Source organism: Streptomyces sp. NPDC111507 (genome assembly GCF_055638955.1).
The window spans coordinates 1,331,087-1,352,235 of the sequence record NZ_JBVKBU010000001.1 but is presented as its reverse complement, the minus strand read 5'-3'; the positions used below and the strand labels follow the sequence as shown (position 1 = coordinate 1,352,235).

Genomic DNA, 21,149 nt, shown 5'->3' with positions numbered 1-21,149 from the left:
ATGGCCGGGGGAGGACGACAGTGGACCGTGGTGGTGCGATACGCCGGCGCCTGGCGCTGGGCCTTGCGGTGTTGACCGCGGCCGGGCTGATGGCGTTGATGAGTCCGGGCAGCGCGCAGGCCGCCGACTCGTACTGCTCGGGTCGCAAGGTCAGAACGCTCAGCTTCTCGACCGGCTCCGTGCAGATCTTCAAGCGCGACGGCTATGTCTGCGCGATGACCGTCCCGAAGGATCAGCAGTCCCGCAAACGGACGATGTCGGTCAGCGTGCAGGCGCGCGGCAGCCGACCCGTGGTCGACCGGGGCAGCTTCTCGCACCACGCGGGCCCGGTGACCGTCCACGCGGGCCACCGCTGCGTCCGCGTCACGGGCTCGGTCGGCTCGGGTTCGGTGAGCTCGAACTGGATCCTCTGCTGAGCCGGCCGGGTGCTTGACCGGCCGGGTGCCGATTCGGCCGAGACGCCGCCTTCCTTCCAGGGTTTTCCCCATCTCCCCTGGTGCGCCTGTGAGTTGCTCCGATAGCTTCCAGCGCACATCCGTTTCACAGGGGAGTGTGCATGCGCAAGGCGCTCAGATGGCTGCTGGCGCTCACGGTGCTCATAGGCACGTTGAGCACGGCCGGGGCGGCCACCGCCGCCCAGCCGGAGGCGGCACCAGGCACCACAAGCACGGACACCGACATCAAGGACCAGCTGCTCGCGATACCGGGCATGAGTCTGATCGAGGAGAAGCCGTACACCGGCTACCGCTTCTTCGTTCTGAACTACACCCAGCCGATCGACCACCGGCACCCGTCCAAGGGCACGTTCCAGCAGCGGATCACCGTGCTGCACAAGGACGTCTCCCGCCCGACGGTCTTCTACACCGGCGGCTACAACGTCTCCACGAACCCGGGCCGTCGTGAGCCCACCCAGATCGTGGACGGCAACCAGGTCTCGATGGAGTACCGCTTCTTCACCCCCTCCCGGCCCGATCCGGCCGACTGGTCGAAGCTCGACATCTGGCAGGCGGCGAGCGACCAGCACCGCATCTTCGAGGCCCTCAAGCCGATCTACCGCCAGAAGTGGCTCTCCACGGGCGGCTCGAAGGGCGGCATGACCGCCACGTACTACGAGCGCTTCTACCCGCGCGACATGGACGGCGTCGTCGCCTACGTCGCCCCCAACGACGTGGTGAACGACGAGGACTCGGCGTACGACCGCTTCTTCAGGAACGTCGGCACCAAGGAGTGCCGCGACAAGCTGAACGCCGTGCAGCGCGAGGCGCTGGTGCGGCGCGCACCGCTGGAGAAGAAGTACGAGGCGTACGCCGCCGACAACGGCTACACCTTCACCACCATCGGAAGCCTCGACAAGGCCTACGAGGCGGTCGTGCTCGACTACGTGTGGGGCTTCTGGCAGTACAGCCTGCTCTCGGACTGCGCCTCGATCCCGGCCGACGCCGCCCACGCCACCGATGACGCGATCTGGGACTCCGTCGACACCATCTCCGGCTTCTCGGCCTACACCGACCAGGGCCTGGACACGTACACGCCGTACTACTACCAGGCGGGTACGCAGCTCGGCGCGCCCACGATCCACTTCCCGGCCATCGAGAAGAAATACATCCGCTACGGCTACCAGCCGCCGCGGAACTTCGTGCCGCGCTCGATCCCGATGAGGTTCCAGCCGTGGGCCATGGCGGACGTGGACTCCTGGGTCCGCTACCACGCCGACCACATGCTCTTCGTCTACGGCCAGAACGACCCCTGGGGCGCGGAGCGCTTCCGGCTCGGCAAGGGCGCGCGTGACTCGTACGTCTTCACCGCCCCCGGTCTCAATCACGGTGCCAACGTCGCCGGGCTCGTCCCCGACGAGAAGGCCCTCGCGACGGCCCGCATCCTGGAGTGGGCGGGTGTCGCCTCGGCGACGGTCCAGGAGAACCCGTCGGCGGCCAGGCCGCTCGCGAAGTTCGACGCGAAGCTGGACCAGCGGGACATCGAGCGCGAGCCCGCGCTGCGACCGTAACCCGGTTCACCGGCCGCGTCCGCCCCTCGGCTACACGGGGCGGGCGCAGCCCACCGGTCTGCTGCCGCCCAGTTGGACGTAGAGGGCCGTGGACGACGGGCAGTCGGCGCGGTCGAGGACCGCCGACGTCACCTTGTAGTCCGGGGGCTTCTTGCCCTTGCCGTCGCACGCCGTCTCCCGCACCTGCCCGTCACCGGAGCTGTAGACACAGTCGCCGACGATGGTGCGGGGCCCGCCGCCCCCGCCCGGATCGCCGGGGTGCGGGGCCTCCAGCTTGCGCATGCAGGCGTAACCCTGGGGCACGACCCCGTCGCCATTCTCGTCGGAGGCGGGCCGGGTCTCGCTGATGTGCAGTACGAAGTCCGTGGTCGCGGGGCACAGTGGCCCGTCGGCCACCTTGCCGTCGTAACGGGCGATCACCCGCGCGGCGGCCCGTTCGCTGGTGCAGGGCACCTCGGTGAAGCTGGTCGTCCCGAAGGAACTGCATTCGTCGACCGCGAGGAACACCGCCCCGTAGCCCGAGGGCTGCGTCGACGTCGTCCCCGCGCCGGGCTCGGCGCTCCCCGACTCCGACCAGCGGTCGCACCCCGCGAGCGCGGCGACGAGCAGCAGCAGCGCGCACACCACCCCGACGCAACGCCGACCCGACGAGCTGGCTCGCATGGCTTCCCCCCGATACCCCCGCCCAGCGTGACCCGTCGCGACGGGCACACGCCAGACATCCGGGGTGCTTTGCGTCCTTTGGGGGGAGTGCGCCGGGTGTGCGGCGTAGGGCCTGTACGTCAATCCCCACCCGGGGCGGTACGTCGGCCCATACCGGACCTAGTACGTCAATCCATACCCGATCGGATACAGCGCCTTCGTCGGGTCGTCCGCCCGCTGCACCTCCACCGGCAGCCTCCCGCGGGGCCTCGCGCTGCCCGCGATCACCCGTGCGGCGGCGCGCAGTTCGACGTCCGTCCAGGAGTAGGTCGCCAAGTAAGCGCGCACGTCAGGGAGTTGGGCCACGTCGTACGGGTTGCGGATCGCGATCGCGACCACCGGGACGCCGGTGGCGACGAGCCGCTCGACGAGGGTCTTCTGCGACCCGGTCGCCGTCACGTTGTACGTGCCGACGACGACCGCGTCCACACCCCCGGCCGCCGCCACCGCGTTGTCGATGCTCGCCGCGGAGGGTGCCGTTCCGGTGGACAGTGCCGTCGCGGCGAAACCCAGCTCGGTGAGGGCGGTCGCGAGGACGGTCGTGGGCGGTCCGTCGGTACCGGACGGCGAGGCGGGATCGGCGCCGACGACGAGGACGCGCGGGGTGCTCCGGCGTGAGAGCGGGAGCAGGCGCTCCTGGTTGACCAGCAGTGTCGTCGTGCGCTCGGCGATCCGGTCGGCCGCCCTGCGGTGCGCGGCGGTGCCGACCGTGTGGTCGACGCCGGAGTCGCTGACGTACGGATTCTCCAGCAGGCCCAGCTTGGCCTTGAGACGCAGGACGCGCAGGACGGACTCGTCGAGGCGGGCCTCGGTGAGCTCGCCGCCGTGCACGGCGTTCAGGACCGCGTTCCAGGCCACGTGGATGGACGGCGGGTTGAGGAGCTGGTCGACACCGGCCTTGAGCGCGAGTACGGGGACGCGGTCGTCGCCGTACTTCGTCCGGACGCCCTCCATGCCGAGCGAATCGGTCACCACGAGCCCGTCGTAGCCGAGTTCCTCCCGCAGGATGCCGGTGAGGATCGGGTGGGAGAGCGTCGCGGGGTCCCCGGACGGGTCGAGCGCCGGGACCATGATGTGGGCGGTCATGACCGAGTCGATGCCGGCGCGGACGGCGGCCCGGAAGGGCACGGCGTCGAGGGACGACCACAGCTCGCGGCTGTGCGTGATGACGGGGAAGCCGAAGTGGCTGTCGACGGCGGTGTCCCCGTGTCCCGGGAAGTGCTTCGCCGTGGCCGCGACCCCGGCGCTCTGATAGCCCTTCACCTCGGCCGTCACCAGCCCGGCCACGGCGTCCGGATCGGCGCCGAAGGAGCGTACGCCGATGACCGGGTTGGCCGGGTTGACGTTCACGTCGGCGACCGGGGAGTAGTCCTGTCGGATGCCGAGGGCGCGCAGTTCGGCGCCACCGAGGCGCCCGACCGTACGAGCGTCCTCCCGCGAGCCGCCCGCGCCCAGCGCCATCGCCCCCGGGAACAGCGTCGCGGGCTTGCCCACCCGGGCCACCGCTCCGTACTCCTGGTCGGTGGAGATGAGGACGGGCAGCCCGCGCGGCTGGTCGAGGGAGACCTTCTGGATGCCGTTCGAGAGGGCCGCGATCTGGTGCGGGTCACGGGTGTTGTGCGCCCAGGTGAAGTAGATGATCCCGCCGACGCGGTACCTGGCGATCAGCTCGGCGGCCGTCCTGACGCCCAGTTCCTCGAGGTTGGTGTCGATGTCGGCCTGGTCGGGCGCGGTGGCCGAGTGCCCGTACACCCGCATCACGAAGAGCTGGCCGACCTTCTCCTCCAGCGTCATCCGGGAGACGAGCGCCCGGAGTGACGATTCGTCAGGTCTCTCCTCGGCCGCCCGGACGGAGGTGGTGCTCAAGGTCAGGGCCGCGGTGGTCCCGGCGGTGGCGGCGAGAACGGTACGTCTGGACGGTCTGGAAGAACTCGATGGCCCCACGTGCGCTCCTCCCTCATGAAGGAAACTTCCGAGGAGTCACGAATATCCGGGAAGTTTCTTCCAGTCAAGGGTGTGCACAGTATCCCGGGGAGGGGCCGTCACCGGCGCAGTTGGAGGGGGGCGCGCCGGTGACGGCGTGCTGCCGGCCGCAGGCGGCGGAGAGGGTGGTCAGCGTTCGCAGCCAGCAGCGAGGCCGACACCGCTCTGCGGAGACTCATCCGGCAGTGTGCGGATTGGACGAAGCGGTGCGGGTCGGGGTTCCCCGGTTTTTGCCGGTTCGGGGAATTGGTGCGGGTGGGGCGAATGGGTGGGACGGTTCGACGCCGGGCTCGCGCAGACAGGTCCATTTGGCGGACGTTCCCACGCCGGAGCGGGTCGGGGAGCCAGCATGAGGACATGGCCGTCGTCGACATCCCCGGTTCCAAGTCCATCACCGCGCGTGCGCTCTTCCTGGCGGCGGCGGCCGACGGGGTCACGACCCTCGTACGGCCGCTCCGGTCGGACGACACGGAAGGTTTCACGGAGGGCCTGACCCGACTCGGCTACCGCGTCGGACGCACCCCGCACGCCTGGCAGATCGACGGCCGCCCCCAGGGCCCGGCGGCCACCGACGCCGACGTGTACTGCCGCGACGGCGCGACCACCGCCCGCTTCCTGCCGACCCTCGCCGCCGCCGGACACGGCACCTACCGCTTCGACGCCTCCCCGCAGATGCGCCGCCGCCCGCTGCTCCCGCTCACCCGCGCCCTGCGCGACCTCGGTGTCGACCTGCGGCACGACGAGGCGGAGGGCCACCATCCGCTGCGGATCGCGGCGGCCGGCGTGGAGGGCGGCGACGTGACGCTCGACGCGGGCCAGTCCTCCCAGTACCTGACCGCCCTCCTGCTGCTCGGTCCGCTGACCCGCAAGGGCCTGCGCATCACCGTCACGGACCTGGTCTCGGCGCCGTACGTCGAGATCACGCTCGCCATGATGCGGACGTTCGGCGCGTCCGTGCGCCGGGAGGGCGAGGTGTTCGTGGTCTCGCCCGGCGGCTACCGCGCCACCACCTACGCCGTCGAGCCCGACGCCTCCACCGCGAGCTACTTCTTCGCCGCGGCCGCCCTGACCGGCCGCGAGGTGACGGTCCCCGGCCTGGGCACCGGAGCGCTCCAGGGTGATCTGGGCTTCGTCGACGTACTGCGGCGGATGGGAGCGCGGGTGGAGGTCGGCTCCGGCGGGACGACGGTCGCGGGCACCGGCGAACTGCGCGGCCTCACGGTCAACATGCGGGACATCTCCGACGCCATGCCGACGCTGGCCGCGATCGCGCCCTTCGCCTCGGGCCCGGTCCGCATCGAGGACGTCGCCAACACACGCGTGAAGGAGTGCGACCGCCTGGACGCCTGCGCGGAGAACCTCCGGCGGCTGGGCGTACGGGTGGAGACCGGGGCCGACTGGATCGAGATCCACCCCGGTGCGGAACCCGTGCCGGGCGCGGAGATCAAGACGTACGGTGATCACCGCATCGTCATGTCCTTCGCGGTGACCGGACTCCGCGCGCCGGGTGGCGTCTCGTTCGACGACCCCGGCTGTGTACGGAAGACGTTCCCCGCCTTCCACGAGGCCTTCGCCGCCTGGGCCGGCCCGCTCGGGTGATCAGTGCGGGATGTCGTCGATCAGTTCGCGGGCGCCCTGGCGCAACAGGGCGACGGCGACCGACGTGCCGAGTGTCGCGGCGTCGAGGCGGCCCGCCCACTCGTGGGCGTTCAGTACGGTCTTGCCGTCCGGGGTGAACACGCAGGCACGCAGGGACAGTTCGCCACCGCGGTGGGCCTTCGCGTAACCGGCGATCGGTGAGTTGCAGTGGCCCTGGAGGACGTGCAGGAACATCCGCTCCGCCGTGGCCTCGCGGTGCGTGTTCGGGTCACCGAGGTCGCTGATCGTCTCGATCACGTCGGTGTCGCCCTCACGGCACTGGAGGGCGAGGATGCCCGCCCCGATCGGCGGCATCATCGTCTCGGGCGACAGGATCTCCGTGATCACGTCCGCCCGGCCGATCCGCTCCAGCCCCGACACCGCCAGCATCAGCGCGTCCGCCTCACCCGCCGCCAGCTTCTCCAGCCGCCGGTTGGCGTTCCCCCGGAACGGCACGCACTCCAAGTGCGGGTGCGAGGCGGCCAGCTGAGCGCCCCGCCGTACGGACGAGGTGCCGATCCGTGTCCCCTGCGGGAGCTCGTCCAGCGTGAGCCCGCCCGGGTGGACGAGGGCGTCCCGGATGTCGTCCCGTGCCAGGAACGCGGCGAACATCGTCCCCGCCGGGAGGGGACGGTCCGCGGGGATGTCCTTCACGCAGTGCACCGCGAGATCGGCCTCACCGGCCAGCAGCGCCGCGTCGACCTCCTTGGTGAACGCGCCCTTCCCCTCGACCTTGGCCAGGTCGCCCATCCACTTGTCACCGGTCGTCCTCACGGGCACGACCTCGGTACGGATGTGCGGATGGAGCGCGCCCAACTCGGCACGGACACGCTCCACTTGGGCCAGGGCCATGGGCGAGTCGCGGGAGACGATACGGATCAGTTCCGGTGCCGACATGCGCTCCACGATAGCCCGTCGGCTAGGGGCGGCGAGCCGCGGGACGCCCGCCCGGGCGGGTGCGCGCGTCGCCCCGACCGGTCCTAGGCGGAGTCGTTCAGCAGGCGCCCGAGGTGCTCCCGGCCCGGTCCCAGCAGCTCAGGCAGCGGCGCGGCCCCCTCGTACCACCGCTTCTCGTACTCCCAGCACAGCCAGCCGTCCCAGCCCTCCCGGGAGAGGAGTTCCACACAGTCGGCGAGGGGCAGGACGCCCGCGCCGAGGGGGAGCGGGGTGGTGTCCTCGGCGGAGGCGATGTCCTTGACCTGGAGGTAGCCGAGGTAGGTGCACAGGGCCGCGTAGGTCTCCGGCGGCTCCTCGCCGCCGAGCCAGGTGTGCATGATGTCCCACAGCGAGCCCACGTGGTGATGGCCGACCAGGCCCAGGATCCTGATCGCGTCCGCGCCGGTGCGGTGCGAGTCATGGGTCTCCAGCAGGATCCGTACGCCCAGGTCGGCGGCGTACTCCGCGGCCGTGCCGAGCCGCCGAGCCGCCGTCGCGTCCGCCTCCTCGACGCTCTGCTCGGAACTCGCGCCAGGGAAGACGCGTACGAACGGGGCGCCGAGGTCGTGGGCGAGGTCGAGGAGCTCCTTGATCTCGGCGACGACGATGTCGTCGTCGCCCGGCGCCGCCACCCGCGCATAGCCCGCCACGCCCAGGATCTCGATGCCGCCCGCCTTGAACCCGGCGACCACCTCGGCCCGCTCGGCCGCCCCGATCCCGGGGTGCACCGGCTCCTCGGGATGCGCGCGCAGCTCCACCCCGTGGTAGCCGTGCGCGGCGGCGAGTCGTACGACGTCGGGGATGGGAAGCCCGGGCACGCCGAGCGTGGAGAAGGCCAGCTTCATGGGCATGGACCCTACCTTTTCCGCCAGCACCGCGACGTGCCCTTTGTGTCGCTGAGATGCCGAAATCGCCGGCGTGCGAGCGGTGGTGGGAGGCGTCGGCTTCGACGGGGCGAGGGGAAAGGTCCGCGACCGTTCACTCCTGCGGGGAGTGCAGATCCAACCGCCAGTCCTGGCCGGTCAGGTCCGCTCCGAACGAGCGGTGCGGTTTCTCGGCGACGAGGACGAAACCGTGGCGCTGGTAGATGCGGCGGGCGGCGGAGAGCACGTCGTTGGTCCACAGGACCAGGTCCCGGTAGCCGCCGTCCCGCGCGAAGTCGATGACGGCCTCGACCAGCCGGTCGCCGATGCGCAGCCCGCGCGCGTCGGGCTCGACGAGGAGGAGGCGGAGGCGGGCGGTCCCGGGCGCGTCGTCGCGTACGCACATCACGCAGCCCACCGGCCGGCCGTCCAGCTCGGCGATCCACACCCGCTCCAGGTGCGGATCGTGGTCCTCGGCGAAGTCCGCCACGATCCGGGCGACCAGGCCTTCGTAGTCGGCGTTCCAGCCGTACTCGGCGGCGTACAGCGCGGCGTTGCGCTGCACGATCCAGCCGAGGTCGCCGGGTCCGGGGTCGCGCAGGACGACGTCCTCGCGGCGGGGTGGGCGCCCGGAGGAGAGCAGCGTGCGCACGGTCCGCATCGCCTCGGCGAGCCGGGGGCGGTCGTCGGCCGGCACGGTCGCCAGCAGCGCCCCCACCGATTCCCGTGAGCGCTCGTCCAGCAGGGACGCCGTCTCCCTGCCCTGTGTCGTGAGCGTGATGCGGCGCCGCCGGGGGTCCCGCTCCGAGGGCGTCCGCTCGATCAGGCCGTCCTGCTCGAACTTGTTCAGGATGCGGCTCAGGTAACCGGCGTCCAGGGACAGTTCGCCGCGGAGGTCGGCGGCGTCGGTGCGGGGGGAGTGGGCGAGCTCGTACAGCACACGGGACTCGGTGAGGGTGTAGGGGGCGTAGAGGTGGCGGCCGTAGTCGAGGGCCCCGATGACGTTCGTGTAGAAGCGGTTGAAGGAGCGGATGTCCTGGACGGTCATGATCACTCAACCCCGGATGGTCGGCGCTGGTTGTTCCGGTCTGGCTCAGCGGCCTTGGCTGCTCGGACCTGATAGTGGTTGCTCGGACCTGATAGTTGACTCAGTCAGAGGTATGTGTCGAGCCTACGGCTTCGGCCAAGCGTGGGCAACGGTCGGGCAACTCCCCGGCAACCCGGGTCATGACGTGGCCGACCCCTCGACCACACCTCGGCGGTGCAGTTCCTGGAGCACTTCAGGGGGGGCGAGGCGCCCGACGTTCGGTGATCTCACGTCGGTGTTCCGCTTCTCGCACGTGAGCAGCTGGAGAAGGCGAGGGAGGAGGTCGCGACGCTTCCGAAGCCGACGCTGCACGCTGCCGACCAGTCGTTCCCCCGTCAGGAGAAGGGGCGCCGTCCGCACGTGTGATCGCGGGGCCCGGTGGGTGGGTCGGGGCCGTGCCGGTACGTCGAGCCCGTCGCCGCCGGATCAGACGTGGGCCGGGCAAGCGAGCCGCTGCTCGATCCGAACGTAAGCGACGGGCTTGCGACGTACCACCACGCCCCCTTCCGCCCCACACCCGGCTGCGGGTGGGGGGGACCGCCACGCTCCCTCACGTGCGCTACTCGGCTGCGGGTGGAGCAGGGGGCTGGTGCGGTCCCTTGCGCGCGCTAATCGGCTGCGGGTGGGACTGGGGGCCCTTCCGTGCGTGGTTCCGTCACGGGTGGGTGGGCGCTCCTTGGGGGCGCCGGGGCGCAGCCCCCGCCCAGGGGCGCGGGGAGCTGCACGACCAGCCCCAACCGGCCCGCAGCCGGCACACCCACCGGGGGTCCGGGGGCGGAGCCTCCAGGTTGAGGAGGGGACGGGGAGGGGCGGCGGGGGCGAAAGCCCCGCCGTTCAGGCCCGCGGCACCCCCGTGGACCCCCGCACCATCAACTCCCCCCGCACCGTCGCGATCCCGCCCGGCGGCGGCTCCTCGCGGCCCATCGCGATACGCCCGGCCCTGGCCCCCGCCTCCGAGAGGGGCAACCGCACCGTCGTGAGCGCGGGGACGGCGTCGATGCTGAAGGGGAGGTCGTCGAAACCGGCGACGGACACGTCGTCGGGGATGCGCAGGCCCGACTCGCGCAGCGCGGCACACGCGCCGAGCGCGACGGTGTCGTTGGCGGCGACGACGGCCGTCAACGACGGGTCACGGCGCAGGAGTTCGAGGGTCGCCTCGTAGCCGGCGCGACGGTCGTAGCGTCCGTGCACCGTGCGGCGCGGATCGTCCTCGATGTCGTGCGCGGCGAGCGCGGCGCGGTGCCCCTCGAGGCGGTGCCGGGTCGTCGTCCGCTCCTCCGGGCCCGCGATGTAGCCGAGCCTGCGGTGGCCGAGCCCGATCAGATGCTCGGTGAGCTGCTGTCCGCCGCCCCTGTTGTCGAAGGTGAGCGCGATCGCCTCGGGGGCGTCGGGCGCGGGCGGCCGTCCGCACAGGACCACCTGGGTCCCCGCGTCCCCGAGCTTGCGCAGCTTCGCCGCGACCGCCGCCGCGTGCGGCGCGTCTTCGACGGCACCGCCCGTCAGGACGACCGCGGCGGCGCGCTGGCGCTGAAGGAGGGTGAGGTAGGTCAGCTCACGCTCCGGGGAGCCGCCGGTGTTGCACACGACCCCGAGCCGTTCGCCGCCCGCACGTCCCCCGGGCCCGCCGATCTCCGACTGGATCGCGGCCGCCATGATTCCGAAGAAGGGGTCGGCGATGTCGTTCACCAGGATGCCGACCAGGTCGGAGGTGGCGGCGGCCAGCGAACTCGCGGGTCCGTTCAGTACGTAGTCCAGGTCGTCCACCGCGCGCAGCACCCGCTCGCGCGTGGACGCCGCGACGGGATAGTTCCCGTTCAGCACCCGGGACACGGTCGCGGGCGAGACCTGCGCACGCGCCGCCACGTCCGCCAGGGTCACGGTCATCTCGTCGTCCTCCGGTCACGCATCTCGTAGCACCTCATCGTGCTTCTCGTGCTCGCTGTGCTCTTTGGCCTGCCGTACCCGTCGTACCTGTCGTACCTGTCGTGCTCGTACTGCTCGTAGTGCTCCATCCGACCGTGCCACGCCCCCTACGTCCAGCCGTCCGGACGGTCGAACATCTCGTCGTCCGTATGGTCTTGTCCAATCGGCTCGACAGAGGCTAACTTCTTCTTATGTAGAAAGCGCTTGCTGTCACGTTCACCAGTGGGGCGTACGCGGCGCGGAACCCGCGTACGAAGGGAATCACGTGACACGCAAGACGGTGCGAATCGCCATGAACGGCGTGACGGGGCGCATGGGCTACCGCCAGCACCTCGTCCGCTCGATTCTCGCCCTGCGCGACCAGGGCGGCCTCGACCTCGGCGACGGCACGGTGCTGTGGCCCGAGCCGGTCCTCCTGGGCCGCCGCGAGCACGCGCTGAAGGCGCTCGCCGAGCAGCACGGCCTGGAGCACTGGTCGACGGACGTGGACGAGGTCCTCGCCGACCCGACCGTGGAGATCTACTTCGACGCCCAGGTGACCTCCGCCCGGGAGGAGGCCATCAAGAAGGCCATCGCGGCGGGTAAGCACATCTACACCGAGAAGCCCACCGCCACCGGCCTCGACGGCGCCCTGGAGCTGGCCCGCCTCGCCCACGAGAAGGGCATCAAGCACGGGGTCGTGCAGGACAAGCTCTTCCTCCCGGGGCTGCTGAAACTCAAGCGGCTCATCGACGGGGGCTTCTTCGGGCGGATCCTGTCCATCCGCGGGGAGTTCGGGTACTGGGTCTTCGAGGGCGACTGGCAGAGCGCCCAGCGGCCCTCCTGGAACTATCGCGCGGAGGACGGCGGCGGCATCGTCGTCGACATGTTCCCGCACTGGGAGTACGTGCTCCACGAGCTGTTCGGCCGGGTCACCTCCGTCCAGGCGCTCACCGCCACCCACATCCCGCAGCGCTGGGACGAGCAGGACAAGCCGTACGACGCCACGGCCGACGACGCCGCGTACGGCGTCTTCGAGCTGGAGGGCGGCGCCATCGCCCAGATCAACTCCTCCTGGGCGGTGCGCGTCAACCGCGACGAGCTGGTCGAGTTCCAGGTCGACGGAACGGAGGGGTCGGCCGTCGCGGGGCTGCGCAACTGCCGCGTCCAGCACCGCTCGGCGACCCCCAAGCCGGTCTGGAACCCCGACATCCCGGCCACCTACTCCTTCCGCGACCAGTGGCAGGAGATCCCCGACAACGCCGAGTTCGACAACGGCTTCAAGGCACAGTGGGAGCTGTTCCTGCGGCATGTGTACGCCGACGCCCCCTACCACTGGGACCTCCTCGCCGGCGCCCGCGGCGTCCAGCTCGCCGAACTGGGGCTGAGGTCCTCGGCCGAGGGCCGCCGTCTCGACGTGCCGGAGATCTCGCTGTGACCATCCGACTGCCCTCCGCCAGTGGGCGGTTGAAGGCCTATGAGCCGCGTGCCGTCCCGCTCGCCCTCACCACCGGCGCGCCCTTCACCTCCCGTACGGTCTTCTCCGCCGCGCACGTCGTCGCCGACCCGTTCGCGGACGTCTCGCCCGACTCGGCCGCCGCCGTCGACTGGGACGCCACCCTCGCCTTCCGCCGCCACCTGTGGTCCCACGGGCTCGGCGTCGCCGAGGCGATGGACACCGCGCAGCGCGGAATGGGCCTGGACTGGGCGGGCGCGGCGGAACTCATCCGCCGGTCCGCCGCGGAGGCGAAGGCGGTCGGGGGCCGTATCGCGTGCGGTGTCGGCACCGATCAGCTCACCGGCCCGGCCTCGCTGGAGGAGGTGCGGACGGCCTACGAGGAGCAGCTCGCCCTCGTCGAGGAGTCCGGTGCGCAGGCCATCCTCATGGCCTCCCGGGCGCTGGCGGCGACCGCGAAGGGGTCCGAGGACTACCTGGAGGTCTATGGGCATCTGCTCCGCCAGGCGGCCGAGCCCGTGGTCCTGCACTGGCTCGGCCCCATGTTCGACCCCGCCCTTGAGGGCTACTGGGGGTCGGGCGACCTGGACGCGGCTACGGACGTGTTCCTGGAGGTCATCGCCGCCCACCCGGACAAGGTCGACGGCATCAAGGTCTCCCTCCTCGACGCCCGACGTGAGATCGACCTGCGCCGCCGCCTGCCGCAGGGCGTCCGCTGCTACACGGGTGACGACTTCAACTACCCCGAACTGATCGCGGGCGACGAGCAGGGCTTCAGCCACGCCCTGCTCGGCATCTTCGATCCGCTGGGTCCGCTCGCGGCCGAGGCGGTACGGGTGCTCGACACCGGTGACGTGAAGGGCTTCCGTGAGCTTCTCGACCCCACCGTCGAGCTCTCCCGCCATCTCTTCGAGGCGCCGACCCGGTTCTACAAGACGGGCGTCGTCCTGCTGGCGTGGCTGGCCGGGCACCAGGAACACTTCACCATGGTCGGCGGGCTCCAGTCGGCCCGCTCGCTGCCGCACTTCGCCCGGGCGTACGAGCTGGCGGACACCCTGGGCCTGTTCCCGAACCCGGAGCTCGCCGAGGCCCGGATGAAGACCTTGCTGGCTCTGTACGGAGTGACCTCATGACCAGCCTCGCCCGTTTCTCCATCAACCAGATGACGGTCAAGCAGCTGTCGATGCCCGAACTGGTCGAGTCCTGCCTCGAGCTGGGGATCCCGGGTGTCGGACTCTGGCGTGAACCCGTCCAGTCGTACGGCCTGGACGCCACCGCCAAACTCGTCCGCGACGCCGGTCTGGCCGTCACCACGCTCTGCCGTGGCGGCTTCTTCACGGCGATCGACCCGCAGGAGCGGGCCCGCGCCCTGGACGACAACCGTGCGGCCGTCGACGAGGCCGCGACCCTCGGCACCGACACCCTGGTTCTGGTCTCCGGGGGGCTGCCGGCCGGCTCGAAGGACCTGCACGGCGCGCGGGAGCGGATCGCCGACGCGCTGGGGGAGCTGGGCCCGTACGCCGCCGAGCGGGGCGTGCGGCTGGCCATCGAGCCCCTCCACCCCATGTACGCCGCGGACCGTTGTGTGGTGTCCACCCTCGCCCAGGCCCTGGACCTCGCGGAACGCTTCCCGGCGGACCAGGTGGGCGTCACCGTCGACACCTACCACATCTGGTGGGACGACACGGCTCCCGCTCAGATCGCCCGTGCGGGCGCCGGCGGCCGTATCCACACCTTCCAGCTCGCCGACTGGACGACTCCGCTGCCCGAGGGCGTCCTCAACGGCCGCGGTCAGATCGGCGACGGTTCGATCGACATGCGGGAGTGGCGGGGGTACGTCGAGGCGGCCGGATATTCCGGGCCGATCGAGGTCGAGCTGTTCAACGACGGGCTGTGGGCGCGCGACGGGCGGGAGGTGCTGGCGGAGACGGCGGCGCGGTTCGTGGAGCACGCCGGGTAGCCCCGTCGGCGGCCGCTGTCACTTCCCGGTCACTTCTTGCGTGCCGCCCGCTTGCTGAGGACCGCCAGGACGACCGGGACGAGCATCTCGATGACACGGGTGACCGTGGCCACCGGGATGCCCGTCTTCTTGGCGACGGCGTTCGCGACCGGCTTGCTCACCCTGGCCAGCACCCCGGCCATCAGACCGCCGGTGCCGAACCCGCCCAGGGTGGACACGCCCTGGAGCGGGGCCTCCTCCTCGGGCGCCGCCGCGGCCTCCTCCTGTACGGGGCCGGCGAGTGCCGAGACCGTGGTCCCGACCACCTCCTGGGCGCCCGCCGTGTCGGTCCCCAGCAGCCCCGCGATCTCCTGGAGCTTGTCGTCGCCCAGCTCACCGAGCAGGTCGTCCTCGAAGGAGGAAGCGGATTCACTCATGCCGGAAAGCATCCCGAAAAAATCTCGGAAGGCCGTGCAACCCTTCCCGCAGCCCGCGTGTCGTACTTGGCATCAGGACTTCTGGAGGGGGATCTGGGGGGATCGCGGGGGTTCTGATGTCGGAGGGGAAAACCGAGGGGCCTGGTCGACGGACCGGGCCCCTCGAAGCATGTCGGGCACCGGGCTAGAAGAACACCCCGCACCGCAGCAGCACGTTCGCGTACGGCCGTGCCTCTCCCGTGCGGACGATCAGCTTCGCGCCCGCCGACAGCGACTTCAGTTCCTCGTGGGAGACCGTCGACAGCGTGGGGAAACGGGCGTCCAGCAGGGCCGTCGCCTCCGGGTTGGCCCCGCGGACCTCGTGCGCGGCCGTGGCCCCCTCCACCACGAGTTCCTCCAGCAGCCCGTCGAGCACCTCGGCGAAGGACGGCACCCCGGCCCGGAAGGCCAGGTCCACGACGCGCGGACCGGCGGGGATGGGCATCCCGGCATCGCAGACGAGCACCCCGTCCCCATGGCCCAGCTCGGCCAGCGCGCCCGACAGATGGCGGTTCAGGATTCCGGCCTTCTTCACCGGGACTCACCTCGCAAGGACTCTCCGGCCGCCCGCTCCGGCCCGCTTGTCCGGCCGGGGGTCCGGGGGTTGTCCCCCGGGACGGCACAGCGCAGGGATGCGATCTCCTCGGCCGTCGGGAAGGACTCCTGTGCGCCGGCGCGGGTGACCGCCGCCGCACCGACCAGGGCGGCGTACGCGGCCGCCTCGGCGAGCGGCTCGTCGAGCCCGAGCCGCCACGCCAGCGCCGCCGTGAACGCGTCCCCCGCGCCCGTCGTGTCCACCGTCTCCACCTTCACCGACGGCACCCGCGCGGCGCCCTCGGCGGAGGCCACCAGCGCGCCCCGCGCGCCCAGCGTGATCACCACCGAGCGCGGGCCGAGGGCGAGCAGGGCGGACGCCCAGTCCTCCGGTGAGTCCCCGAGATCCGTGCCGGCGATCACCCGCGCCTCGTGCTCGTTCACGATCAGCGGATCGCAGGCCGCGAGCACCTCGGCGGGCAGCGCGCGCGGCGGCGACGGGTTCAGTACGAAACGGCTGCCGGGAGCGAGATCCCGTACGACCTCCACGACCGTCTCCAACGGGATCTCCAGCTGTGCCGAGACCACGCGGGAGGCCGCCAGGAGGTTTCCGGCGGACCGCACGTCCTCGGGTGTGAGGCGGCCGTTGGCACCGGGCGAGACCACGATGCTGTTGTCCCCGGAAGGGTCCACCGTGATGAGCGCGACCCCGGTCGGCGCCCCGCCGACGAGCACGCCCGCCGTGTCGACCCCGGCTGCCCGCTGCGAGTCGAGCAACAGCCGCCCGTGCGCGTCGTCGCCGACCCGGGCCAGCAGCGCCGTACGGGCTCCGAGGCGGCCTGCGGCGACCGCCTGGTTGGCGCCCTTGCCGCCCGGGTGGACGACGAGGTCGGAGCCGAGCACCGTCTCGCCGGCCGCAGGCCGCCGCTCGACCCCGATCACCAGGTCGGCGTTGGCCGATCCCACGACCAGCAGGTCGTAGTCGTACATGAACTTTCTCCCTACGAAGGTGAGTCGAAGCAACGGGGCGAGCCGCCCGGCGGCGGCGGAGGTCGTCCGCGTCGCGCTGCCCGGGCGGCCCGCTCAGGTCATCCGCCGAAGCCGGCCACATTCTCCTTCGTGACCACCTTCACCGGCACCATCACCGTCTTCTCGACCTTCTTGCCCTCGGCGGCGTTCAGCGCGTTCTCCACCGCGATCCGGCCGAGCTCCTTCGGCTGCTGGGCCACGGACGCGTACATCGTGCCGTCCTTGACCGCCTTCAGGCCGTCCGGTTCGCCGTCGAAGCCGATGACCGAGACCGACGTACCGGCCTTGGAGCCGAGCGCCTTGACCGCGCCGAGCGCCATCTCGTCGTTCTCGGCGAAGACGCCCTGGATGTCGGGGTGCGCCTGAAGCAGGTTCGTCATCACGTCGAGGCCCTTGGTGCGGTCGAAGTCCGCGGGCTGCCGGGCGACGACCTGGATGCCCGGGTAGGCCTTCAGACCCTCGGCGAAGCCCGCGCCACGCTCACGGCTCGCGGACGTTCCGGCCAGGCCCTGCAGGATCACGATCTTGCCCTTGCCGCCCAGCTTCTCGGCCATCGCCTTGGCGCCGAGCTTGCCGCCCGCGATGTTGTCGGAGGCGACCAACGCGGCCGTGTCGGCCTTGTTCACGCCCCGGTCCACACCGACGACGGGGATGCCGGCCTTGTTCGCGGAGCGGACCGCCGGGCCCGCCGCGTCCGAGTCCACCGGATTGACGATGATCGAACCGAGACCCGAACTGGTGAAGTTCTGGAGCTGGTTGGCCTGCTGCGAGGCGTCGTTCTGCGCGTCCGTGACCGTCAGGTCCACGCCGAGCTTCTTCGCCTCCTGCTGGGCACCCGACTTGATCTGCACGAAGAACGGGTTGTTCAGGGTGGAGAGGGACAGGCCCACCTTCTTCGTCGCCGACGAGGAGGAGCCGTTGTGCAGGAAGGACATCGCACCGACGACGGCCGCCGCGACCACGGCCGCGATGATGTAGGTCGCCGCCTGCTTGCCCCTGCCGCCCGGCGCACCCGTCCCGGCGGCCACCGGAGTCGTCCCGGCCTTGCGCCGCAGCGTGTCCAGCAGCACCGCCAGCGCGATCACGACACCGATGACGACCTGCTGCCAGAAGGCGGAGACGGAGAGCAGGTTCAGACCGTTGCGGAGCACCGCGAGTATGAGGGCGCCGATCAGCGTGCCGGACGCCTTGCCGGTGCCGCCCGCCAGGGAGGCGCCGCCGATGACGACCGCGGCGATCGCGTCCAGCTCGTAGCCCTGCGCGGCCTGCGGCTGCGCGGAGGAGAGCCGGGAGGCGAGCACGATGCCCGCGGCCGCCGCGAAGAGACCCGACAGGGCGTAGATCGCGAGCTTCTGCTTCTTCACCCGCAGCCCCGAGAGGCGCGCGGCCTCCTCGTTGCCGCCGATCGCGTACATGGAGCGGCCGATGTAGGTACGGCCCAGGATCAGGGCGGTGATCAGGCCCATGACGACCATCACCAGGACGGGGACCGGCAGCCAGCCGCCGAGGGTGTCACCGAGGTGCGAGACCGAGTCGGGGAAGGCGATGGGCGAGCCCTGCGAGATCACCAGGGACAGACCGCGGCCCACCGACAGCATCGCGAGCGTCGCGATGAACGGCGGGAGCTTCCCGTAGGCGATCAGGACGCCGTTGACCAGGCCGCACGCCATGCCGGTCGCGACCGCGAGGATCACCGCGATCCAGACCGGGACGCCCTCCGATGTCGCCATCCAGGCGAGGACGGTGGCGGACAGCGCGGCGACCGAGCCGACCGACAGGTCGATGCCCGCCGAGACGATCACGAAGGTCACACCGAAGGCGAGAATGGCGGTCACGGCCGCCTGGACGCCGATGTTGAGCAGGTTGTCCGTCGTCAGGAAGTCGCCGGACAGCGCCGACATCGCGATGACGAGGGCGATGAGCGCGGTGAGCGCCCCGTTGTCGAGCAGAAGGCGGCGGACCGCCGAGGCGCCACTCGCGCCCGTAGTGCTCTTGAGCGTGTCAGTGGCCACGGGAGCCCTCCACAGCGGTAACAGTGTTGGTGGTCGGTGTACTGACGGCGAGTGCCATCACGGAGTCCTGGGTCGCCTCGTCGGCGGACAGTTCGCCCGCGATCCGGCCCTGGGCCATCACCAGCACCCGGTCGCTCATGCCGAGCACCTCGGGCAGATCGCTGGAGATCATCAGGACGGCCGCGCCGGCGGCCGTCAGTTCGTTGACGAGTTGGTAGATCTCGACCTTGGCGCCCACGTCGATGCCACGGGTGGGCTCGTCGAGGATCAGCACCTTGGTGTCGGCCAGCAGCCACTTGCCGATGACGACCTTCTGCTGGTTGCCACCGGAGAGCGTGCGCACGTGCTGGCCGAGACCGGCCATCCGGACGCCGAGCTGCTCGGCGATCCGCGCGGCGGCCACCCGCTGGCCCTTGAGGTCGACGAGCCCGCCATGGGTCGCCGCCCGCATCGTGACCAGGCCGAGGTTCTCCTCGACGGAGGCGTCCAGGAGCAGCCCCTGGCCCTTGCGGTCCTCGGGGATGAGCCCGATCCCGGCCGCCATCGCCGCGTTCACGTCGTGCCGCCGCAGCGCGGAACCGGCGACCTTGACGGCCCCCTTGTCGTACGGATCGGCCCCGAAGACCGCTCGTACGACCTCCGTACGCCCGGCCCCCACGAGCCCCGCGATACCGACGACCTCACCGGCCCGCACCTCGAAACTCACGTCGTGGAAGACCCCGTCGCGGGTCAGCCCCTCGACGGTCAGCAGGGCGACCCCGGAGCCGCCGTCACCAGTGGCCCGCACGCGTGGATACTGCTGCTCGATCGACCGCCCCACCATGAGCCGTACGAGCTCGTCCTCGGTGGTGGAGGCCGGGACCTGCCCGACGCTCTTGCCGTCCCGGATGACGGTGACCCGGTCCCCCAGGGCGGCGATCTCCTCCAGGTGGTGCGTGATGAAGACGATGCCGACACCGTCCTCGCGCAGCCGGCGCACGATGGAGAAGAGTTTTTCGACCTCTTCGGAGGTGAGCACCGCGGTCGGCTCGTCCATGATCAGCACGCGGGCGTTCAGGCTCAGCGCCTTCGCGATCTCGACCATCTGGAGACGTGCGATTCCGAGTTCACGCACCCGCGCGCGCGGGGAGACGCTGACACCCACCCGCTCCAGCAGTTCGGCGGCCTCGGCCTCCATCGTCTTCCGGTCGATCAGCCCGTAGCGGCGCGGCTGCCGCCCCAGGAAGATGTTCTCGGCGACCGTCAGATCGGGAACGAGGTTGAACTCCTGGTAGATGGTCGCGATCCCGAGGCGCTCGGAGTCCTGCGCACCGTGGATGCGCACCTCCTCGCCGTCGACGAGGACGCGCCCGGAGTCGGGCTGGTAGGCGCCCGAGAGCATCTTGATGAGCGTGCTCTTGCCGGCACCGTTCTCGCCGAGCAGCACATGCACCTCGCCGCGGCGCAGATCGAAGTCGACGCTGTCGAGCGCGACCACGCCGGGGAAGGTCTTTCGGATGCCCTCGATGCGCAGCAACTCGTCCTGGTTGCTCACGACGTGCTCCTGTTCGTTACGGGGGAGTGCGGGGTGGGGGCCGGTTCGCCGCACGAGCGGCGGACGACGAGACGGGCGGCCAGGGTGACCGACTGCGGGGGGCGCCCCTCGATCCGGTCGACGAGCGCGCGTACGGCGGCCCGCCCCAGCTCGCCGGTCGGCTGGGCCACCGCGGTGATCGGCGGGTCGGTGTGCACGAACCACGGGATGTCGTCGAACGCCGCGAGCGCGATGTCCTCGGGAACCCGCAGCCCGCGCGCGCGGACCGCGTCCAGCGCGCCGAGTGCCATCAGGTTGTCGGCGGCGAAGACGACCTCGGGCGGCTCGGGCAGGTCGAGGAAGCCCTCGGTGACCCGCCGTCCGCTCTCGGCCTGGAAGTCGCCCTGGCCTATGTAGGCGTCCGGGAGCGGCAGCCCGTGCTCGGCCATGGCCTCCCGGAAGGCCTCGACGCGCTCGCTGCCGGTGGTGGTCGCCGCGGGCCCCGCGATGATCGCGAGCCGGCGGTGTCCGAGCCCGTGCAGATGCGCCACGAGATCCCGGACCGCCGTCCGGCCGTCCGCCCGTACGACGGGCACGTCCACGCCCGGGATCCAGCGGTCCACGAAGACCATCGGCGTCCCCGCACGCGCGGCGTCCAGCATCCCGGGGGAGCCGCCGTCGGCGGGGGAGACGAGCAGTCCGTCGATCCGCCGGTCCAGCAGGGTCCGTACGTGGTGGTCCTGGAGGTCCGGCCGTTCGTCGGCGTTGCCGATGATCACGCTGTAGCCGAGGGCGCGGGCCTCCTCCTCGACGGAGCGGGCCAGCTCGGTGAAGTACGGGTTGAGTACGTCGCTGATGACCAGGCCGAGGGTGCGGGTCTGGTCGGTGCGCAGGGAGCGGGCGACGGCATTCGGGCGGTAGCCCAGGGTCTGCACGGCGGCCAGCACGCGGGTGCGTGCGTCTTCGCTGACCGACGGATGATCGTTCAGGACGCGCGAGACCGTGGCGACGGATACGCCGGCCTCGGCGGCAACGTCCTTGATGCTCGCCATCGCCGCTCCACCTCCTCGTGGA

Annotated in this window: 18 protein-coding genes; 6 read left to right on the top strand and 12 right to left on the bottom strand. The window is 71.3% G+C overall.

All coding sequences use genetic code 11. The annotated features are described in order from the left end of the window. Positions 1 to 89 precede the first annotated feature (89 nt). Both ACZ7M2_RS06010 and ACZ7M2_RS06005 read left to right on the top strand, forming a co-directional pair. Entirely contained in the window at positions 90 to 416 is a 327-nt protein-coding gene (locus tag ACZ7M2_RS06010; RefSeq protein WP_471594531.1) for a hypothetical protein, read from the top strand. 140 nt (positions 417 to 556) lie between these two features. After that, complete coding sequence (locus ACZ7M2_RS06005; RefSeq protein WP_471594295.1) at positions 557 to 2,005, top strand: S28 family serine protease; 1,449 nt, start codon at positions 557 to 559, stop codon at positions 2,003 to 2,005. Between the two features lie 30 nt (positions 2,006 to 2,035). On the opposite strand, the gene ACZ7M2_RS06000 is transcribed toward ACZ7M2_RS06005, so the two are convergent. Together ACZ7M2_RS06000 and ACZ7M2_RS05995 are read right to left on the bottom strand one after the other, a co-directional pair. Next, the gene (locus tag ACZ7M2_RS06000; RefSeq protein WP_471594294.1) at positions 2,036 to 2,668 is read right to left on the bottom strand and encodes a hypothetical protein; all 633 of its coding nucleotides are present in this window, start codon (positions 2,666 to 2,668) and stop codon (positions 2,036 to 2,038) included. A gap of 159 nt (positions 2,669 to 2,827) precedes the next feature. After that, the gene (locus ACZ7M2_RS05995; RefSeq protein WP_471594293.1) at positions 2,828 to 4,651 is read right to left on the bottom strand and encodes a glycoside hydrolase family 3 protein; all 1,824 of its coding nucleotides are present in this window, start codon (positions 4,649 to 4,651) and stop codon (positions 2,828 to 2,830) included. 396 nt (positions 4,652 to 5,047) lie between these two features. On the opposite strand from ACZ7M2_RS05995, the gene aroA reads away from it, so the two are divergent. After that, complete coding sequence (gene aroA, locus ACZ7M2_RS05990) at positions 5,048 to 6,289, top strand: 3-phosphoshikimate 1-carboxyvinyltransferase (RefSeq protein WP_471594292.1); 1,242 nt, start codon at positions 5,048 to 5,050, stop codon at positions 6,287 to 6,289. Here aroA and hemC read toward each other — a convergent pair whose 3' ends face one another. The 4 genes from hemC to ACZ7M2_RS05970 all read right to left on the bottom strand — a co-directional run bounded on the left by hemC (position 6,290) and on the right by ACZ7M2_RS05970 (position 11,098). After that, a complete protein-coding gene (hemC, locus tag ACZ7M2_RS05985; protein ID WP_471594291.1) occupies positions 6,290 to 7,225 on the bottom strand; it encodes a hydroxymethylbilane synthase in 936 nt (311 codons plus the stop codon). A gap of 83 nt (positions 7,226 to 7,308) precedes the next feature. Then, entirely contained in the window at positions 7,309 to 8,109 is an 801-nt protein-coding gene (locus ACZ7M2_RS05980) for a sugar phosphate isomerase/epimerase family protein (protein ID WP_471594530.1), read from the bottom strand. Positions 8,110 to 8,242: 133 nt separating this feature from the next. Then, positions 8,243 to 9,175 carry a bifunctional helix-turn-helix transcriptional regulator/GNAT family N-acetyltransferase gene (locus ACZ7M2_RS05975; protein WP_471594290.1) on the bottom strand — a complete coding sequence of 311 codons (933 nt, stop codon included), beginning with the start codon at positions 9,173 to 9,175 and terminating at the stop codon, positions 8,243 to 8,245. Positions 9,176 to 10,048: 873 nt separating this feature from the next. After that, positions 10,049 to 11,098, bottom strand: a complete 1,050-nt coding sequence (locus ACZ7M2_RS05970; RefSeq protein WP_471594289.1) for a LacI family DNA-binding transcriptional regulator — start codon at positions 11,096 to 11,098, stop codon at positions 10,049 to 10,051. Between the two features lie 304 nt (positions 11,099 to 11,402). On the opposite strand from ACZ7M2_RS05970, the gene ACZ7M2_RS05965 reads away from it, so the two are divergent. The 3 genes from ACZ7M2_RS05965 to ACZ7M2_RS05955 are packed head-to-tail and all read left to right on the top strand — an operon-like array spanning position 11,403 to position 14,532. Further along, positions 11,403 to 12,554: a Gfo/Idh/MocA family protein gene (locus ACZ7M2_RS05965; RefSeq protein ID WP_388521268.1), complete on the top strand. Its 1,152-nt coding sequence runs from the start codon at positions 11,403 to 11,405 to the stop codon at positions 12,552 to 12,554. Next, on the top strand, positions 12,551 to 13,705 hold the full coding sequence (locus ACZ7M2_RS05960) for a dihydrodipicolinate synthase family protein (RefSeq protein ID WP_471594288.1): 1,155 nt from the start codon (positions 12,551 to 12,553) through the stop codon (positions 13,703 to 13,705). Before ACZ7M2_RS05965 ends, ACZ7M2_RS05960 begins: the two co-directional genes overlap by 4 nt. After that, complete coding sequence (locus ACZ7M2_RS05955) at positions 13,702 to 14,532, top strand: sugar phosphate isomerase/epimerase family protein (protein ID WP_388126025.1); 831 nt, start codon at positions 13,702 to 13,704, stop codon at positions 14,530 to 14,532. The genes ACZ7M2_RS05960 and ACZ7M2_RS05955 overlap by 4 nt, the downstream gene beginning before the upstream one ends. Before the next feature lie 29 nt (positions 14,533 to 14,561). Here the strand turns inward: ACZ7M2_RS05955 and ACZ7M2_RS05950 are convergent, their stop codons facing one another. The 6 genes from ACZ7M2_RS05950 to ACZ7M2_RS05925 form a co-directional block, all read right to left on the bottom strand. Then, a complete protein-coding gene (locus ACZ7M2_RS05950; protein WP_471594287.1) occupies positions 14,562 to 14,948 on the bottom strand; it encodes a DUF937 domain-containing protein in 387 nt (128 codons plus the stop codon). A gap of 184 nt (positions 14,949 to 15,132) precedes the next feature. Continuing rightward, positions 15,133 to 15,522, bottom strand: a complete 390-nt coding sequence (gene rbsD, locus ACZ7M2_RS05945) for a D-ribose pyranase (RefSeq protein WP_261684776.1) — start codon at positions 15,520 to 15,522, stop codon at positions 15,133 to 15,135. Further along, complete coding sequence (locus ACZ7M2_RS05940) at positions 15,519 to 16,511, bottom strand: ribokinase (RefSeq protein ID WP_471594286.1); 993 nt, start codon at positions 16,509 to 16,511, stop codon at positions 15,519 to 15,521. The genes rbsD and ACZ7M2_RS05940 overlap by 4 nt, the downstream gene beginning before the upstream one ends. A gap of 98 nt (positions 16,512 to 16,609) precedes the next feature. Then, positions 16,610 to 18,562 (bottom strand): ABC transporter permease/substrate-binding protein, encoded by a 1,953-nt coding sequence (locus ACZ7M2_RS05935; protein WP_471594285.1) that lies wholly within the window; start codon positions 18,560 to 18,562, stop codon positions 16,610 to 16,612. Beyond that, the gene (locus ACZ7M2_RS05930) at positions 18,552 to 20,096 is read right to left on the bottom strand and encodes a sugar ABC transporter ATP-binding protein (RefSeq protein WP_471594284.1); all 1,545 of its coding nucleotides are present in this window, start codon (positions 20,094 to 20,096) and stop codon (positions 18,552 to 18,554) included. Before ACZ7M2_RS05930 ends, ACZ7M2_RS05935 begins: the two co-directional genes overlap by 11 nt. Next, the gene (locus ACZ7M2_RS05925; protein WP_352046920.1) at positions 20,093 to 21,127 is read right to left on the bottom strand and encodes a LacI family DNA-binding transcriptional regulator; all 1,035 of its coding nucleotides are present in this window, start codon (positions 21,125 to 21,127) and stop codon (positions 20,093 to 20,095) included. The genes ACZ7M2_RS05930 and ACZ7M2_RS05925 overlap by 4 nt, the downstream gene beginning before the upstream one ends. Between the last annotated feature and the right edge of the window lie 22 nt (positions 21,128 to 21,149).

What these genes read in the sequence shown, in the direction of transcription:
- ACZ7M2_RS06010 (WP_471594531.1), top strand. Translation starts at nt 90, where the DNA reads ATGGCGTTGATGAGTCCGGGCAGCGCGCAGGCCGCCGACTCGTACTGC.
- ACZ7M2_RS06005 (WP_471594295.1), top strand. Translation starts at nt 557, where the DNA reads ATGCGCAAGGCGCTCAGATGGCTGCTGGCGCTCACGGTGCTCATAGGC.
- ACZ7M2_RS06000 (WP_471594294.1), bottom strand. Translation starts at nt 2,668, where the DNA reads ATGCGAGCCAGCTCGTCGGGTCGGCGTTGCGTCGGGGTGGTGTGCGCG.
- aroA (WP_471594292.1), top strand. Translation starts at nt 5,048, where the DNA reads ATGGCCGTCGTCGACATCCCCGGTTCCAAGTCCATCACCGCGCGTGCG.
- hemC (WP_471594291.1), bottom strand. Translation starts at nt 7,225, where the DNA reads ATGTCGGCACCGGAACTGATCCGTATCGTCTCCCGCGACTCGCCCATG.
- ACZ7M2_RS05980 (WP_471594530.1), bottom strand. Translation starts at nt 8,109, where the DNA reads ATGAAGCTGGCCTTCTCCACGCTCGGCGTGCCCGGGCTTCCCATCCCC.
- ACZ7M2_RS05975 (WP_471594290.1), bottom strand. Translation starts at nt 9,175, where the DNA reads ATGACCGTCCAGGACATCCGCTCCTTCAACCGCTTCTACACGAACGTC.
- ACZ7M2_RS05970 (WP_471594289.1), bottom strand. Translation starts at nt 11,098, where the DNA reads ATGACCGTGACCCTGGCGGACGTGGCGGCGCGTGCGCAGGTCTCGCCC.
- ACZ7M2_RS05955 (WP_388126025.1), top strand. Translation starts at nt 13,702, where the DNA reads ATGACCAGCCTCGCCCGTTTCTCCATCAACCAGATGACGGTCAAGCAG.
- ACZ7M2_RS05950 (WP_471594287.1), bottom strand. Translation starts at nt 14,948, where the DNA reads ATGAGTGAATCCGCTTCCTCCTTCGAGGACGACCTGCTCGGTGAGCTG.
- ACZ7M2_RS05940 (WP_471594286.1), bottom strand. Translation starts at nt 16,511, where the DNA reads ATGTACGACTACGACCTGCTGGTCGTGGGATCGGCCAACGCCGACCTG.
- ACZ7M2_RS05925 (WP_352046920.1), bottom strand. Translation starts at nt 21,127, where the DNA reads ATGGCGAGCATCAAGGACGTTGCCGCCGAGGCCGGCGTATCCGTCGCC.